This window comes from Candidimonas nitroreducens (assembly GCF_002209565.1).
Classification (GTDB): Bacteria; Pseudomonadota; Gammaproteobacteria; order Burkholderiales; family Burkholderiaceae_B; genus Candidimonas; species Candidimonas nitroreducens.
The window spans coordinates 728,386-743,199 of the sequence record NZ_NJIH01000003.1 but is presented as its reverse complement, the minus strand read 5'-3'; the positions used below and the strand labels follow the sequence as shown (position 1 = coordinate 743,199).

The window sequence follows — 14,814 nt, the reverse complement described above, 5'->3', positions numbered from 1 at the left end:
ATCACTGCCTGAGGCTCAGGCGCAAGCGTGCGCGAGCCCACCCATATCGCAAGGTTATGGCAACCCGCAGCATTGGAATTGACGCCCCGGCGGCGCCGCGTCCAGAATCCCCCATCTTTTGTGGACGGATTTCGGGCCATGCATGTTTGCGTGATCGGTGCGGGGGTGGTCGGCGTGACCTCGGCCTACCTGCTGGCACAGGAAGGACATCGAGTCACGCTGCTGGAGGCGGGCGCCGAGGCGGCCGGCATGACCAGTTTCGCCAACGGCGGACAGCTCAGCTATAGCTATGTGGCGCCGCTGGCCGGGCCGGGGGTGATTCCCAGCATGCCCAAATGGCTGTGGCAAAAAGACTCCCCTTTGCGCTTCCGGCCGCGCTGGGATCCCCACCAATGGCGCTGGATCGCCGCATTCCTGGGCGCCTGCCGCTCGTCCGTGGCGCGCGCGTCCACGGCGCAAATGCTGACGCTTTCCTACCTGAGCCGCGAAACGCTGCACACGCTGCTGCGCGACGAACCTCTGGACTTCAATCTGCAGCGCAGCGGCAAGCTCATCGTCTACCGCGACGCCGCCCTGCTGGACAAGGCGCGTGCGCTGGTCGCCTACCAGGCGGAGCACGGTTCCAGCCAGAGGGTACTGACGCCCTCCGAAGTCCTGCAGATCGAACCGTCCCTGCGATCCCTGGGCAGCGCCATGGCCGGTGCCATCTACACCGCCGACGAAGAAACCGGCGATTGCCGCAAGTTCACGCAAGGCCTGTTCGAACGGCTGCAACAGTTCCCCGGCACGACGCGCATGCTCGATACCCGGGTGCTGGGCCTGCGGCGCGAAAGCGGGCGCATCGTCGCGGCCCGCAGCGCCGCCGGCGACATCGAGGCCGATGCTTATGTGGTCGCCAGCGGCATGGGCAGCCGCGCACTGCTGCGCCCGCTCGGCCACGACGTGCCCATCTACGCCCTGAAAGGCTACAGCCTCAGCATCCCTTTGCCGGAAAGCGGCGGCGACACGGCCCCTGTCATCAGCGTCACCGACTACCAGCGGCGCATTGTCTACGCGCGTATCGGCGCCACGCTGCGGGCCGCCGCCATGGTCGACATGGGCTATGAAGACACGCGCCCCAGCCCCGACCGCATCGGCGGGCTGCTGCGGCAGGTGCGCGAAGCCTTTGCGCACCTGGATCTGGGCCGGGCCCTGCCCTGGGCCGGACTGCGCCCGGCCACCCCCACGGGCAAGCCCATCATCGGCGCCAGCCCCGCGGCCAAGAATTTGTGGTTGAATATTGGCCAGGGCGGACTCGGCTTCACGCTGGCCTGCGGCAGCGCCGCACTGCTGGCGGCCCAGATGGCGGGCCGGCGCCCGCCCATAGACCCGACCCCCTTCCGCCTGAATGCAGCCTGAGGATTTCGTTTTCGAGCGCTCGATCGCCGAACTGCAGGACGCAATGTCCTCCGGCCGCAGCACGTCGCATGCACTGGTGCAGGCCTACCTGCGCCGCATCGCGGCCTACGACCAGCACGGGCCGGCCGTCAATTCGATCATCACGCTGAACCCGGCCGCCGCGGCGCAGGCCGAAGCGCTCGACCATGAGCGCCGCAGCGGCCGCCTGCGCGGGCCGCTGCACGGCATACCCATCCTGCTGAAAGACAATTACGATACCGCCGACATGCCCACCAGCGGCGGCACGCCGGCCTTGGCCGGGCTGCAGCCCGAACGCGACGCCTTCCAGGTGCGGCGCCTGCGCCAGGCCGGGGCCGTCATCCTGGGCAAGACCACCATGCATGAGCTGGCCTGCGGCATCACCAATATATCGGCGCTGACAGGCGCCACCCGCAACCCATACGACCCCGGGCACGTGCCGGGCGGCTCCAGCGGGGGCACGGCCGTCGCCGTCGCCGCCTCCTTCGCCGCCGCCGGCATGGGCAGCGACACCTGCGGCTCGATCCGCATTCCCGCCGCGTGCCAGAGCCTGGTGGGGCTGCGCATCACGCCGGGCCTGGCCAGCCGTAGCGGGATCATGCCCCTGTCCCCGTCCCAGGACGTGGGCGGCCCCCTTGCCCGCACGGTTCGCGACCTCGCAATCATGCTCGACGCCACCGTGGGCCCCGATCCCGACGACCCGGCAACGCTGGCCGCGGCGGATCACATTCCGCCCTCTTACCTGGCGCAGCTCGAGCCCGATGCTCTTGGCGGCGCACGCATCGGCGTGCTGCCCGACTTGTTCGGCGCGCAGCCCGAGGAACTGGAAATTTCGGACATCGTGCGCCAGGCCCTCGCCGCCATGCGCGACCTGGGCGCCCGGATCGTGGACGTGCACATCGCGGGGCTGGCGGACATGATGCGCAACAGCAATGTCATTGCCCACGAATTCAAATTCGCTCTGGCGGCCTACTTGTCCGGCCAGCCGCACGCACCGGTGAAATCACTGGCCGAAATCCTGCGGCAGCAGCGGCACCATGAACAACTCGACGCCGTATTGCGCCTGCGCGACCTCCCGCAAACCCCCGACAGCCCAGCCTACGATGCGGCGCAAGCCGCCCGCCACGCCTTGCGCGCGGCAGTCACTGCCTGCATGCAGCAGCACCGGCTCGACGCATTGGCCTACCCCGTGCTGCGCACCGCACCCGTTGCGATCGGCACGCCCATGAGCGGGCCCAACAGCCAGCTGAGCCCCGGCACCGGCTTGCCGGCTATCGCCATACCGGCGGGCTACACGCGCCTGGGCCTGCCCGTCGGCCTCGAGCTGCTGGGCCGCGCCTACGGCGAACAAAGCCTGCTGAATTACGCGGCTCACTGGGAACTGGCAGGCGGCAGGCGGCGCCCGCCCCCATACACGCCGGCGCTGGGTTGAGCCGCGGCGCGTAGCCGCGGCTCAAACAGGTTATGCTGTCGGATTCAACCCTCTATATACAAGGAGCCCTCATGGCCCAAGCCTCCGCCCGCCATATCCTCGTCGATACCGAAGCCAAGTGCCAGGAACTCAAGACCGCCATTGAAAACGGCGCCGACTTCGCCCAAGTCGCCAAAGAAAATTCCAGCTGCCCCTCCAGCCGCGACGGCGGCAACCTCGGCACCTTCGGCCGCGGCCAGATGGTTCGGGAATTCGACGAAGTCGTGTTCAGCGCCCCCGTCGGCGTGGTGCAAGGCCCGGTAAAGACCCAGTTCGGCTACCACTTGGTGGAAGTCACCAGCCGCCAGGACTGAACCCGGCGCAACTGGCCGCGGTAGCCAAGCCTCACCCGGCCGGTGCCGCGTAGCAGCCCGTACTGCGTACGAACCACGCACGAAGGCGACGAAGGCCCCTCTCGCAGGGGCTTTTCCAAGCCTGCTTGGGGCTCGCGGCGAGCCGAGCCCAGATCAGCAAACAAGCCTACCGCCCTATGCGCGCGCCGGGCGCAGCGGCCCGCGCCGCGACCGATCCAGCCGTACCGAAGCCAACAGCAGGGCCAGTCCTCCCAGGGCAAGCAAGCTGCCCACCGGGCCGGTGGACGTCCAGCCCAGGCCGTGCGCAATCGCCATGCCGCCCAGCAGCGGCCCCAGCGCATTGGCGAAATTGAACGCGGAATGATTCAAGGCCGCGGCCAGGCCCTGCGCATCGCGGGCCACGTCCATCAGCCGGGTCTGCAGCACCGTGCCCAGCGCGCCGCCGATGCCGATCAGGAAGACATTCGCGCTTACGGCCCAGATATTGCCCGCCGTCAGCGGCAACAGCGCCGTGGCAATCGCGCTCCAGACCAGTAGGCCGGCGGCCGTGCGCATTAGCGCGCGATCGGCGAACCAGGGAACCACGATATTGCCGACGGTCATGCCCACGCCGAAGACCCCCAATACTATGGGTATGGTTTGTGGCGAGGCATGCGTAACCTGCATCAGCGTGTCGGCCAGGTAGGTGTAGACCGCGAACAGGCCGCCGAAGCCGATGGCGCCCGTGGCCAGCGTCAGCCAGACCTGTGTCTGGCGCAGCGCGCCCAGCTCGCGCAAAGGGCTGGAGCCCGGCTCGGCCGGCGCACGGGGCGCCAGCAGCGCCACCAGGATCACTGTCAGTACGCCCGCCAGGGCCACCAGCGCAAACCCCCAGCGCCAGCCCACGGCGTGCCCGAGCCAGTTGGCGAACGGCACGCCGATGATGGTGGCGACCGTCAGCCCCAGGAACATCCGCCCCACGGCCTGGCTGCGCTTGTTCAGCGGCACCAGCGACACCGCGACCAGAGCGGCGATGCCGAAGTACGCGCCGTGCGGCAGGCCGCTGAGAAAGCGCAGCAACAGCAGCCAATGATACGAGGGCGCAAACGCGCACAAGCCGTTGAACAGGGAAAACAGGCCCATCAGCCACAGCAGCAGCGTGCGCCGCGCCATGCGCGCGGCCAGCACCGTCAGTATCGGCGCGCCGACCACCACGCCCAGCGCATAGGCGCTGATGACGTGGCCGGCAGTCGGCGCATCCACGTGCAGATCCGCCGCGAAATACGGCAGCAGGCTCATCGTGGCGAATTCCGTGGTGCCGATGGCGAATGCGCCGATGGCAAGCGCGAACAGAACCAGGCCGGGCGAACGCGCCGCGGCCTTGGGCCGGGAAGGGAAACGAGTCATTGAATAATGAGGCTTGCGCCGGCGCGCGGTGCTGCCAACGGCGCCTTGCACCTGCAGGCGGATAAACTCGTATTTTATTCCGCTGCAGCGCGCCCTACTTCGGCGCGGCGGCCTTTACCGCCTCCTTGCTTCACGGCCGGCCATGGCCGGCCGGCCCAACACCGAATCCCCTATAAGGCCTGCCTAGCGCGGCTGGATGCCCGCGTCTTTGATCAGCTTATGGTAGCGCGCCAGCTGCGTGCGCGTATCTGTTCCCAGTTCTTGCGCCGTCGAGCCGCGCGGTGTCAGGCCATAGTGCTTGTAGCGCTCGATCACTTCGGGATCCTTCAAGGCCTTCACGATTTCCGCGTTCAGGCGATCGACGATGGGCTTGGGCGTGCCGGCCGGGGCGACGATGGTGAACCAGGAATTGAACTTGAACCCCTTCAGGCCCGATTCGGACACCGTGGGCACGTCGGGAAATTGAGGCATGCGCTGGGGCGTAGTTACGCCGATCAGCCGCAGCTTGCCCCCTTCCACCAGACCAGTGGCGGCGGCCAGCCCCTGGAACCCCACCGATACTTCATTGCCGGCTATGCCGACCGCCGCCTGCGATGCGCCCTTATAAGGAACATGGCGCATCTTGATTCCGGCTTCGGAATCGAACAGCTCCATGGCAATGTGCTGCGGGCTGCCAACGCCGCCGGATCCGTAATTGATTGCTCCGGGGTGGGCTTTGGCTGCCTTGATGAGATCGGCCGCCGAATGATAGGGAGTCTTCGGAGAGGCCACCAGGCCCCATTCGATCGTCGCCACCAGCGAAACCGGTTCGAAGTCCTTCAGAATGTCCCAGGGCAGGCGCGCCTGTATGTTGGGCAGCATGGTCATGATGCTGTCGTTGAAGCCGCCGAGGGTGTAGCCGTCCGGCGCTGCACGCGCGACCTGGCCGGCGCCGATCTGGCCGGACGCGCCGGGTATGTTTTCGATCACGATCGACGCGCCCATGTTCTCGGCCATTTTCTTGGCCAATACGCGCGCGGCGTTGTCCACCGAGCTGCCGGCCGCCAGCGGGATGATCATGCGTATGGGTTTGTCCGGATACGCGGCATGCGCGGGCATTGCCGCGGCAAGCGCGGCTACACAGGACAGGGCACAAACTATTCGCAGCATTTTAGTCTCCTCGATGATTTACTTTTTATCGCCGGGACGCCGGCCGTCGGTGCGCCGCATTCCCCGCGCACCGACGAGCGACGCCTGCGGCTACTGGCGATGCTCGGCTGTAATCGGCCGCGTCTCGCCGGTTTCGAGCAGCGTGCGCGTCGCGTTGGGAGAGGCGTAGATCCACAGGATCTTCATGCCCTGATCCGGCGACATGTTGCGGAACCGGTGAGGAATGTTGGGCGGAATCCAGGTCGTGTCCAGGGGCTTGAGCCGGTATTCCTTGCCCTGGATGTCCAGGATGGCGTCGCCCTCCAGCAGCATCACGCTTTCCTCGCAATTGTGGCTGTGGAAAGGTATGGCCGTGCCCGGGGCGAATTCGGTAATGCCGTTGATGAAGGATTTGGCGCCGACGGCCGGTGTGACCAGCGGCGTGGTGCGGGCTCCGCCCCCGCGGTCATGGCTCTTGATCCGGTCGGGATACATGACCGCCGGCGTGTGCTGTTCATTCATGATTCGGACTCCTGTACAAGGACATACACGATCCATGCGCAACCCGCCCCGCGACAGGCCGGGACGGCAGCGTCACGGATGCACCGGACTCATCAGTTGCAAGGGCTCGATGCCCAGATCCGAGGCCAGGTCGTCGAGGTCGCGCGCCAGGGCGGCCGCGATCGGAATCCCCGTCTCGGAATACAGTTTTCGCTTCGCATGGCTCTGCTCGCCGGGCAGCCGGATATGCTCCACGCCCGGCAGGCGCTCGCTGTTGCGGATGTCGCGGATCAAACGGTCGACGTCGGCCTTGAACACGTCCGGATCGCGGAACGCCTTGAGGTCGAGCGCCAGAATCGCCTGGCCGGTATTGGTGGGGGTGACGTGATTCTGATTGAAATCGACCACGTCGCGGCCCATGGCGCCGCCACCCAGGGTGCCCGCGAGCAGCCCCGCCACCAGCGCCAGGCCGTAACCCTTGTAGCCGCCGATGGGCAGCAGGAAGCCCTCGGCGGCCCTGGCCGGATCCAGCAGGGGCCGGCCCTCGCGATCCATCATCCAGCCTTCGGGCATCGTCTCGCCGCGCTTGGCCAGCGCTTTGACCTTGCCGTACGCGGCCACCGTGGTGGCCATGTCCAGCACGATGGGAGGTTCTGTGCCGGCCGGCACGGCCACGGCGATCGGATTGGTAGACAGCAGCATTTCCAGCCCGCCCCACGGCGGGAGGTGATTGGCATTGCCCACCGCGAAATACAGGCCCACCATATCGTGCTGCATGACCTTGCGCACATACAGCGATGCCGGGCCGGCATGATTGCTGGCCCGAACGCTGACCCAGCCTATGCCGCAGGCCCTGGCCTTTTCCACCGCCAGTTCCACCGCGCGTGTCACCACCAGATGGCCCATGCCGTTGTCGCCGTCCAGCACCGCCATCGCCGCCTGTTCGGTGGCGACGCGGATATCGGGGCGGACATTGATGCCCCCGGCCCGGATGCGCTTCACGTACTGGGGCAGGCGTATGACCCCGTGGCCGTCGGAGCCCTGCAGGTCGGCCTCGGCCATCAGGCCGCCGACCGTGGCAGCGTCCGCCGCGGGCAGGCCCGCGCGTTCCAGCGCGCAGCCGATGAAGCGCGCCAATTCGGACACCTCTGCCCGCACGAATTGATTGTCTGGTCTGGTCATGTCGGATTCACAGGGACTCGAAAGCAGTGTATGAACCTTGTTGTGGGGTGTCCAATACTGTATATTGGCTCGGCCATATCAATTTGATATAGCAAGGCCAATCCTGGCGTATCAACCCCGCATCGATCTGGATCACCACCGGGCCAGCCCATGGATCTGCGCGCATTGCGATACTTCGTCGCCGCGGCCGACGCCGGCAGCCTGAATGCCGCGTCCGCGGCAATCTCTATCGCCCAGCCGGCCATCACCCGCCAGATCCGCCAGCTCGAGCAGGATCTGGGGGTCGAGCTGCTGCTGCGCACCTCGCGCGGTGTGCACCTCACCCCTGCGGGCGTAACCCTCTACACGGCGGCGCAGCGCATGCTGGCCGAGGCCGATCGGGTCAGAAAGCAGCTCGAGGCCCCGCGTAGTCCGTCGCAGTCCCGAGCCGCCCTGGGCGCATCGCCGACGCTGGCCCGGATCATCGTCCCGGGAGTCTTCGACACCTGCCGGCGCATTCTGCCCGGCATGCACCTGTCCGTACGCGAGGCCTTCACTCCGGCCCTGCTCGACTGGCTGGTGAAGGGCATTATCGACATTGCAGTCATCACCAAGACCGACAACGCACCCGGCATGCCGGTCACCCTGCAGCCGCTGCTCGGTGAGCCCTTCGTGCTGGTCACGCAGAAATCACGCGAGATCAGGCCCGTCATCCAGGCGGCCGACCTGCGGCGCATTCCCCTGCTGATGACCACCCTGCACCGCGGCATCGTCGAGCCGCAGCTCGCGCCGCTGGGCATCACTCTGAACATCCCCGTGGAAATGGACTCGGTCGATTCCATTCGCGAACTCGTGGTGCATGGGCATTGGTCGACGCTGATGCCCATATCCGTATTCAAGCCGCTCGAATCAGGGTCGAAAATCACGCTATCGGAAATCTCCGGTGTCCAGTTGAACAGGCAATTGCTGATCGCCACCCGGATCCGGCGTAACCAGGATCCCTCGGTCTCGATGCTGAAAGACCTGATACTGGAAGAGTCCACCCGCCTGTCGCGGCTGGGCATGTTCAGCCTGGGCAGCCCGCCTCGGACGCGCTATTGAGCCATTGAGGCCTGCTTGCCCCAAGAGCCTGAAAGTGAAAGGGAGCCGCACTGGCGGACAGCGCGGCGCCGCCGAATCCGGCAACGGGAAGCAGGGCCAACGATACAAAGCCTCGCGGCCCAAGCAGCCCGACCGGCGCTATAGTGTGTCACGCATTCTGTTTCCACCCTCATCACACCACCCAGAGAAAACCCCATGGATCTCGAACTTGCAGGCAAACACGTACTTATCACGGGCGGCAGCCGCGGCATCGGCTTGGCCTGCGCCGAGGGCTTCGGGCGCGAAGGCGCCAGAATCAGCATAGTCGGGCGCGATGCGGCCAGGCTGGATGCCGCCGTCGCCAGGCTGCGCGACGCGGGCATCGAGGCCACGGGCTATCGCGCCGACCTGACCGACGCGGCCGCGGCACTGCAGATGATCGAGGCGGCAGAGGCGGCGGGCGGCCCTGTGGACATCCTGGTCAATTCGGCGGGCGCGGCTCGCCGCGTGCCGTTTCCCGAGCTGACGCCGCAAGTCTGGCAGAACTCGATGCAGGCGAAGTTCTTCTCCTACATCAATGTGATCGACCCCTTGATCAAGCGCATGGGCCAGCGCAAGAGCGGCGCCGTGGTAAATGTCGTGGGCATGGGCGGCAAGGTGGCCAGTACCGTGCACATATCCGGAGGCGCCGCCAACGCGGCGCTGATGCTGGCCAGCGCCGGCCTGGCTGCCGCGTATGGCCCGCTGGGCGTGCGCGTGAATGCAGTCAACCCGACAGTCACCCTGACAGACCGCATGAGCGAGGGCCTGAAGGCCGAGGCGCGGGCCCGCAACATCACGGAAGAAGCCGCCCTGCAACGCGCGCAGGCCAAAATGCCGCTGGGCCACATCGCCTCGCCCGAAGAAATCGCCAATGCCGTGCTGTTCCTGTGCTCACCCAGGGCCAGCTACATTTCGGGCGTCGTCCTGTGCATGGATGGCGCCGCGACACCCATGGTGGTATAGGCGAACCTGGTTTCACCCCACCCGCTGCGCAGCCCCGGGCTGCGGCGGGCCGGCCACGGCTGCCTATGCGCAGCAGGAATGCCGCCCGCGGCCACCATGGCGACGGATCAATTCAGGCTAAGGTGGCGTTCCCTGATGACCTTCCCATAGCGGGCGCGCGCGTCGGCCGCGATCTGCGCCAGCTCTTCGGGTGTCGAGCCGTGCGCCACGGCCCCCTGCGAAGTCAGCTTGTCCTCGATGTCTTTGGAACCGGCCACTTCACGTATGGTTCGCGACAACTTGTCGACGATGTCCTTGGGCGTCCCCTTGGGCACCAGCACCGCCGTCCAGGAGCCCGTCTGCGCATTGTGTATGCCGGCCTCATCCAGCGTAGGTACGCCCTGCAGCACCGGCGCACGCTTGTCGCCGGTTACCGCGAAAGCCCTGAGCTTGCCGCCCTTTACGTAAGACACGGTTTCCAGTACCGACGCGAACAACATGTCGACACGGCCGGCGATCAAGTCCGTCATGGCCGGGCCGCCCCCTTTGTAGGGAATATGCGCCAGCTTCACGCCGGTGGCTTCCTGGAAGATTTCGCCCGCCAGGTGCGGCGCCCCGCCTATGCCTGAACTGGCAAAGGTGTGCTTGCCCGGCTCGGCCTTGGCCAGCGCGACCAGTTCCTGCACATTCTTGGCCTTCAGGTTATTCGACACCACCAGCACGAACGGCAGATCCGAGAACATCGACACGGGCTCGAACGCCTTGGCGGGATCATTGCGCAGCTTGTACAGCCAGGGGTTGATGGCCATCATGCCCGAATTTGCGAACAACAAGGTGTAGCCGTCCGCTTTGGCGCGCGCCACATAATCGGCGGCGATCTGGCCGCCCGCACCCGGCCGGTTGTCGACCACGATGCTGACGTTCAGCTTGCGGCCCAGCTCCGAAGCCAGCAGGCGGGCGGAAATATCGGTGCCGCCGCCCGGAGCGAAAGGCACGATCAGATTGATGGGCCGCGACGGAAAAGAGTCGGCGGCGTGGCCGGCCAGCGGTAGCAGTGCCGCCACGGCAGCGGCGGCGCCGATCAAGCGCGCCCGGATGCGGAATTTATTTGTAGTCTCCATGAGTTCCATGCCTTTTCTTGCGGATAGTGATAGGGGTCGGGCCGCACGGGTCAGCCCGCAAAGGCCGGGCCGCATCGTACGCGCCGCAGTCCGGGGTGCGCACGCCGGGCCCGGTTGACGCACCGTGAGCCCTGCGTCATGCAGTCCATTCCTTGGGTCGGCGAAGTATAGGGATGAATTGCGATCTATGACCGTTCAAGCTATAAATAACATCGATCAATTCAACTATTAAATTGATGGAACTGCGCCAACTTGAATGCTTCGTGGCCGTGGCCGAAGAATTGCACTTCGGCCGCGCTGCGGCGCGCCTGTGCATGACACAGCCGCCCTTGAGCCGCCAGATCCAATTGCTGGAACAGGACGTCGGCACCGCGCTGTTCGCGCGCAGCAGCCGCCAAGTGGAGCTGACCCCCGCAGGTCGCAGCCTGCTGCGGGACGCCCGTCATCTGCTGGATCTGGCGGCGCGCGCCGCCCTGGCGGCAAGGCGCATGTCCGGCGGCGAAGCCGGCAATATCGCACTGGGCTTCACGGCGGTCGCGGCTTACCGCCTGATGCCCGCACTCATCAAGCGCACTCGCCTGTTGCTGCCCGACGTCGACATACAGCTGCGGGAAATGGTGTCGACCGACCTCAACAGCCTGCTGGTCGCCGGCGAACTCGATGTGGCGCTGACCCGCCACGTGCCGCTGCAGCCCGGCTTCGCCCATCACCTGATCGAGCGCCAACCCCTGGTGCTGGCCCTGCACCAGGATTCTCCTTTGGCCCAGCTGCAAACCGTGCCACTACGCGCGCTGCACCAGCAGCCATTCATTTTTTATGCGCCCAAGGAAGGCAAATACTTCCACGACCGCATCGTCGGCGCGCTGGAACTGGCCGGTGCGGCGCCGAGAGTGGTGCAGTATGCGGGCCAGACGCACACCTTGCTGGCGCTGGTCAGATCCGGCATAGGAGCCGGCATCGTTCCCGACTCCGCCCAAGAACTGCGCTTCGACGAAGTCGTCTTCCGCCCATTGCAGCACAAGGGCCTGCATGCCGAAATCTACCTGGCCTGGCGCGCCGCGCACGACAACCCCGCGCTCAGCGCGTTCTTGCAGCGCGTGGCAGAGGTGGATTCCAACAAGCTGCGCTTGCAGGTATCATGAAACCTGCTTCGCATCGTCTTGCGCTACCTCAACAGCCGCCATAAGAAAATGGGCAACCATGTAGGAATACGCCAAGTTGCGCTGAAGGCCAATACCTCGACGGCAACCGTGTCGCGCGCGCTGAACAACCCCAATGCGGTGCGGCCGGAAGTGCGCGCCCGCATCGACGCCGCGGTACGGGAACTCGGCTACATTCCCGATGCCGCGGCGCGCGCGCTGTCGTCGCGCCGCACCCAGACCGTGGGCGCCATACTGCCTACCGTAGACAACGCCATGTTCGCGCGCGGCATCGAGGCCCTGCAGAAATACCTTTCCTCCCAGGGCTATCTGTTCCTGCTGGCCACCAACGACTACGACCCCGAGGTCGAATTCCGCCAGGTGCAGAACCTGGTCAGCCGCGGCATCGACGGCCTGATCCTGCGCGGCGACATTCATTCCGACGAACTGCGCCAGTTGCTGCGGCACCAGCGCATGCCCGTCGTCAATGTCGGGGTCTACCATCCCGACAAGTCCTATGCCAGCGTCGGCATCGACAACGTCGCGGCCGGGCGCATGGCATGCGAGTACCTGATCGGCCTGGGGCACAAGCGCATAGGCATGATCGCGGCCCTGACCGGCCGCAACGACCGCGCCTCCGGCCGCGTGCTGGGCGTACGCCAGGCGCTGGCCGAACATGGCCTGGCCATGCGGGACGAGTGGTATGTCGAGATCCCCTATCACCTGGACGACGCGCGCCAGGGCTTGCGCAACATCATGCTGCGCGACGGGGAAAAGCCCACGGCCCTCATCTGCGGCAACGACGTCATCGCCTACGGGGCCATGCTCGAAGCCGAACGGCGCGGCTTCTCGGTGCCGCAAGACCTGTCGGTAATGGGCTTCGACGATCTGGAATGGAGCCGCCACCTGCGGCCCAGCCTGACCACCATCCACGTGCCCACCGACGACATCTGGACGCGCGCGGGGGAATACGTCGTGCACACCCTGGCCAACCAGCCGGTATCACTGCACCACGAGGTGGAAGTGTCGCTGGTCGTACGGGAATCGACGGCGGCCCCGCGCTCCGATCAAGGCGCGTAGGCGGCGCAGAAATCGCCCTCGGCCTCGATGCCCCGGGTCAGGCCGGCATAATTCGCCGACCAGGTGCCGGCATGCCCGCGCGCCAGGTCTTCCAGGCGCCGCAAGGTCTGCAGCCCGTCGCTGCGCAAGGTATCGCGGCAGGCCTGCAGGTCGGGGAATTGCTGCAGGGCATGTCCCCAGATCGCACGGCCGGCAAGAAAGCCATGGGCTCCGGCCGCGAACGCGTACTCCATGACACGCACGAACTGCTCGCCGGTGACCCCTGCCGAAAGCATGACCCAGGGCATGGACGCGGCGCGGCAGACATCCCCCATCGCATCGAACAAGGCCTGCACCCGCTGCTGCTCTGCACCGCCGTCGCGCGCCGGTAAAGTGGCGCCCGGCAAGGGGCTTTCCAGCTTGAGCATGTCCACGCCGTAGCGCGGATCGCAGAACTCGCGCACGCTGTCGATGACGAGCTCGGGCAGCTTCTGCGGCGCTTCGACATAGTCGTCCGCCGGCGCCACGCTGCCCGTCAGCGGATAGACCAGCAGTTCGAGCACATAGGGAATATCGTGCCTGCGGCATTCCTTGCCGATCTCCAGCACGTAATTGCGCTGATGCTCGAGCACCTGCGCGGCCGCATCGGGCCGGTACCAGGCCAGCACCTTCACGGCGTCAGCCCCGCAGGCCTTGATCTTCTCCACGTTCCAGTCCTTGATGGAATGGGACAGGCGCCCGCCCGGCGTATCTTGCGCGCGGTGATCTTCCAGCGTCATGACCAGGCCGGTGCGCGCCGGCAGCAAGTCGATGCCCGCCGGCAAGGCGTAGTTGGGATCGAACAGCATGGCGCTGGCCTGCGAGCCCAGCACCTCTACCAGCAGTCTCTTGGCCGCCACGATGTCCGCGTAGGCCACTTGCGCCGGCTCGATGCCGCGCCGTTTGGCGATCAGATTGATGATGGGGGGCCTTTGGTCGAGCGCGACCATGGAAAAATGCCCCTGGTCGTCGGCCAGGCGGCGCAGGCCCCGCTCTTTCCCCAGACGAAGCGTGTATGTCAATTTCTACTCCTGTTGAAATGGTGCAGGAACTCCACGGCTTCCCGCAAATCCGGACAACCCGCCCTGCCGCCGGCGTGGCGGCACTTGAGGGCCGCCACCGCCGCCGAGAAGCGCAGCGCATCTTCGGCCGCGGCGCCCGCCGCCAGTGCGAAAGCCAGCGCGCCGTGCAGCGCGTCGCCCGCCCCGGTGGTATCGACCGCAAGCACCGGGAACGCGGGCAAATGGCGGGCGCCCTGGCCCGTGTCCCACACCAGGCCGCGCGCGCCCAGCGTCACGGCGGCCAGCCCGCAGCCGCGGCTACGGGCGTATGCCAGGCGGCCGGCGTCGTCTTTGGCCGCCGCGCCCGCATAGCCCGCCAGGCCCGGCTCGGAAAACACCGCAAAATCCGTATGCGGCAGCAGCAGATCGAAGACCTCCGGGTCGGCCACGTCGCCGTCCAGGACGGTCGGCACCCCCGCACGGCGCGCGGCGACGAACAGCGCCAGGGCGCCTTCGGGCCAGCGCGGATCCGCCAGTACGGCTCCGCTGCCGGCCAGGCCGCCCAGCGGCAGCCAGCCGGCTTCGGCAGGCAGGCCCGCGCCGCGAAAATTGAAAATCATCCGCTCGCCGCGCTCGTCGACCACAATGCCCGAGACCGACGAACGCGCGCCCGGAAACAGCCGGAAGTGGTCGACATCGATACCGAAGGCACCCAGCTCGGCGCGCATGCCTTGGCCCGCCGCATCATCGCCGGCACGCCCCCAGAACTCCGCCCGGCCGCCCAGCCTGGCAACGGTCACCGCGGCGTTGGCGGCCATGCCACCCCCGCCTTCGCGATGATCCAGGGCGCGCGTCTTGCCATCGCCCGACGGCAGATCGCCCACCACCCAGGTGCAGTCGTAGGCCGACAGGCCCAGGCAGATCACGCGCGGCCGCGGCGGCCGATCCGGATCGCACCAATTCATACTCATGCCGCCCTGCCGGCCACGTCCGGACACGGCGCCCGCGGGGCCA

Annotated in this window: 14 protein-coding genes; 7 read left to right on the top strand and 7 right to left on the bottom strand. The window is 66.8% G+C overall.

Translation table 11 applies throughout. The annotated features are described in order from the left end of the window. Window positions 1-138: 138 nt before the first annotated feature. The 3 genes from CEY11_RS07050 to CEY11_RS07040 all read left to right on the top strand — a co-directional run bounded on the left by CEY11_RS07050 (window position 139) and on the right by CEY11_RS07040 (window position 3,201). The gene (locus tag CEY11_RS07050) at window positions 139-1,398 is read left to right on the top strand and encodes a D-amino acid dehydrogenase (RefSeq protein WP_088602623.1); all 1,260 of its coding nucleotides are present in this window, start codon (window positions 139-141) and stop codon (window positions 1,396-1,398) included. Continuing rightward, on the top strand, window positions 1,388-2,848 hold the full coding sequence (locus CEY11_RS07045; protein ID WP_088602622.1) for an amidase: 1,461 nt from the start codon (window positions 1,388-1,390) through the stop codon (window positions 2,846-2,848). The genes CEY11_RS07050 and CEY11_RS07045 overlap by 11 nt, the downstream gene beginning before the upstream one ends. A gap of 71 nt (window positions 2,849-2,919) precedes the next feature. Beyond that, the gene (locus tag CEY11_RS07040; RefSeq protein WP_088602621.1) at window positions 2,920-3,201 is read left to right on the top strand and encodes a peptidylprolyl isomerase; all 282 of its coding nucleotides are present in this window, start codon (window positions 2,920-2,922) and stop codon (window positions 3,199-3,201) included. Window positions 3,202-3,375: 174 nt separating this feature from the next. Here CEY11_RS07040 and CEY11_RS07035 read toward each other — a convergent pair whose 3' ends face one another. From CEY11_RS07035 to CEY11_RS07020, 4 genes are all read right to left on the bottom strand, one after another. After that, window positions 3,376-4,587 carry an MFS transporter gene (locus tag CEY11_RS07035; protein WP_088602620.1) on the bottom strand — a complete coding sequence of 404 codons (1,212 nt, stop codon included), beginning with the start codon at window positions 4,585-4,587 and terminating at the stop codon, window positions 3,376-3,378. A 183-nt stretch (window positions 4,588-4,770) separates the two neighbouring features. After that, a complete protein-coding gene (locus CEY11_RS07030) occupies window positions 4,771-5,736 on the bottom strand; it encodes a Bug family tripartite tricarboxylate transporter substrate binding protein (protein ID WP_233154749.1) in 966 nt (321 codons plus the stop codon). 90 nt (window positions 5,737-5,826) lie between these two features. Next, window positions 5,827-6,237, bottom strand: a complete 411-nt coding sequence (locus CEY11_RS07025) for a cupin domain-containing protein (RefSeq protein WP_088602619.1) — start codon at window positions 6,235-6,237, stop codon at window positions 5,827-5,829. Window positions 6,238-6,309: 72 nt separating this feature from the next. After that, window positions 6,310-7,398 carry an Ldh family oxidoreductase gene (locus tag CEY11_RS07020; RefSeq protein ID WP_088602618.1) on the bottom strand — a complete coding sequence of 363 codons (1,089 nt, stop codon included), beginning with the start codon at window positions 7,396-7,398 and terminating at the stop codon, window positions 6,310-6,312. A gap of 150 nt (window positions 7,399-7,548) precedes the next feature. Between CEY11_RS07020 and CEY11_RS07015 the strand changes: the two genes are divergently transcribed. After that, entirely contained in the window at window positions 7,549-8,478 is a 930-nt protein-coding gene (locus CEY11_RS07015; RefSeq protein ID WP_088602617.1) for a LysR family transcriptional regulator, read from the top strand. Window positions 8,479-8,673: 195 nt separating this feature from the next. After that, on the top strand, window positions 8,674-9,462 hold the full coding sequence (locus CEY11_RS07010; protein ID WP_088602616.1) for an SDR family NAD(P)-dependent oxidoreductase: 789 nt from the start codon (window positions 8,674-8,676) through the stop codon (window positions 9,460-9,462). A gap of 107 nt (window positions 9,463-9,569) precedes the next feature. Here CEY11_RS07010 and CEY11_RS07005 read toward each other — a convergent pair whose 3' ends face one another. Then, window positions 9,570-10,562 (bottom strand): Bug family tripartite tricarboxylate transporter substrate binding protein, encoded by a 993-nt coding sequence (locus CEY11_RS07005; RefSeq protein WP_088602615.1) that lies wholly within the window; start codon window positions 10,560-10,562, stop codon window positions 9,570-9,572. Window positions 10,563-10,798: 236 nt separating this feature from the next. Between CEY11_RS07005 and CEY11_RS07000 the strand changes: the two genes are divergently transcribed. Then, window positions 10,799-11,704 (top strand): LysR family transcriptional regulator, encoded by a 906-nt coding sequence (locus CEY11_RS07000; RefSeq protein ID WP_088602614.1) that lies wholly within the window; start codon window positions 10,799-10,801, stop codon window positions 11,702-11,704. Between the two features lie 48 nt (window positions 11,705-11,752). Further along, window positions 11,753-12,781, top strand: coding sequence for a LacI family DNA-binding transcriptional regulator (locus CEY11_RS06995; protein WP_088602768.1), 1,029 nt, complete (start codon window positions 11,753-11,755; stop codon window positions 12,779-12,781). On the opposite strand, the gene CEY11_RS06990 is transcribed toward CEY11_RS06995, so the two are convergent. Beyond that, window positions 12,769-13,821 carry a tagatose 1,6-diphosphate aldolase gene (locus tag CEY11_RS06990; RefSeq protein WP_088602613.1) on the bottom strand — a complete coding sequence of 351 codons (1,053 nt, stop codon included), beginning with the start codon at window positions 13,819-13,821 and terminating at the stop codon, window positions 12,769-12,771. The genes CEY11_RS06995 and CEY11_RS06990 overlap by 13 nt on opposite strands. After that, window positions 13,818-14,771 carry a PfkB family carbohydrate kinase gene (locus CEY11_RS06985; protein WP_233154748.1) on the bottom strand — a complete coding sequence of 318 codons (954 nt, stop codon included), beginning with the start codon at window positions 14,769-14,771 and terminating at the stop codon, window positions 13,818-13,820. The genes CEY11_RS06990 and CEY11_RS06985 overlap by 4 nt, the downstream gene beginning before the upstream one ends. Window positions 14,772-14,814: the final 43 nt, after the last annotated feature.

What these genes read in the sequence shown, in the direction of transcription:
- CEY11_RS07050 (WP_088602623.1), top strand. Translation starts at nt 139, where the DNA reads ATGCATGTTTGCGTGATCGGTGCGGGGGTGGTCGGCGTGACCTCGGCC.
- CEY11_RS07045 (WP_088602622.1), top strand. Translation starts at nt 1,388, where the DNA reads ATGCAGCCTGAGGATTTCGTTTTCGAGCGCTCGATCGCCGAACTGCAG.
- CEY11_RS07040 (WP_088602621.1), top strand. Translation starts at nt 2,920, where the DNA reads ATGGCCCAAGCCTCCGCCCGCCATATCCTCGTCGATACCGAAGCCAAG.
- CEY11_RS07035 (WP_088602620.1), bottom strand. Translation starts at nt 4,587, where the DNA reads ATGACTCGTTTCCCTTCCCGGCCCAAGGCCGCGGCGCGTTCGCCCGGC.
- CEY11_RS07030 (WP_233154749.1), bottom strand. Translation starts at nt 5,736, where the DNA reads ATGCTGCGAATAGTTTGTGCCCTGTCCTGTGTAGCCGCGCTTGCCGCG.
- CEY11_RS07025 (WP_088602619.1), bottom strand. Translation starts at nt 6,237, where the DNA reads ATGAATGAACAGCACACGCCGGCGGTCATGTATCCCGACCGGATCAAG.
- CEY11_RS07020 (WP_088602618.1), bottom strand. Translation starts at nt 7,398, where the DNA reads ATGACCAGACCAGACAATCAATTCGTGCGGGCAGAGGTGTCCGAATTG.
- CEY11_RS07015 (WP_088602617.1), top strand. Translation starts at nt 7,549, where the DNA reads ATGGATCTGCGCGCATTGCGATACTTCGTCGCCGCGGCCGACGCCGGC.
- CEY11_RS07010 (WP_088602616.1), top strand. Translation starts at nt 8,674, where the DNA reads ATGGATCTCGAACTTGCAGGCAAACACGTACTTATCACGGGCGGCAGC.
- CEY11_RS07005 (WP_088602615.1), bottom strand. Translation starts at nt 10,562, where the DNA reads ATGGAGACTACAAATAAATTCCGCATCCGGGCGCGCTTGATCGGCGCC.
- CEY11_RS07000 (WP_088602614.1), top strand. Translation starts at nt 10,799, where the DNA reads ATGGAACTGCGCCAACTTGAATGCTTCGTGGCCGTGGCCGAAGAATTG.
- CEY11_RS06995 (WP_088602768.1), top strand. Translation starts at nt 11,753, where the DNA reads ATGGGCAACCATGTAGGAATACGCCAAGTTGCGCTGAAGGCCAATACC.
- CEY11_RS06985 (WP_233154748.1), bottom strand. Translation starts at nt 14,771, where the DNA reads ATGAGTATGAATTGGTGCGATCCGGATCGGCCGCCGCGGCCGCGCGTG.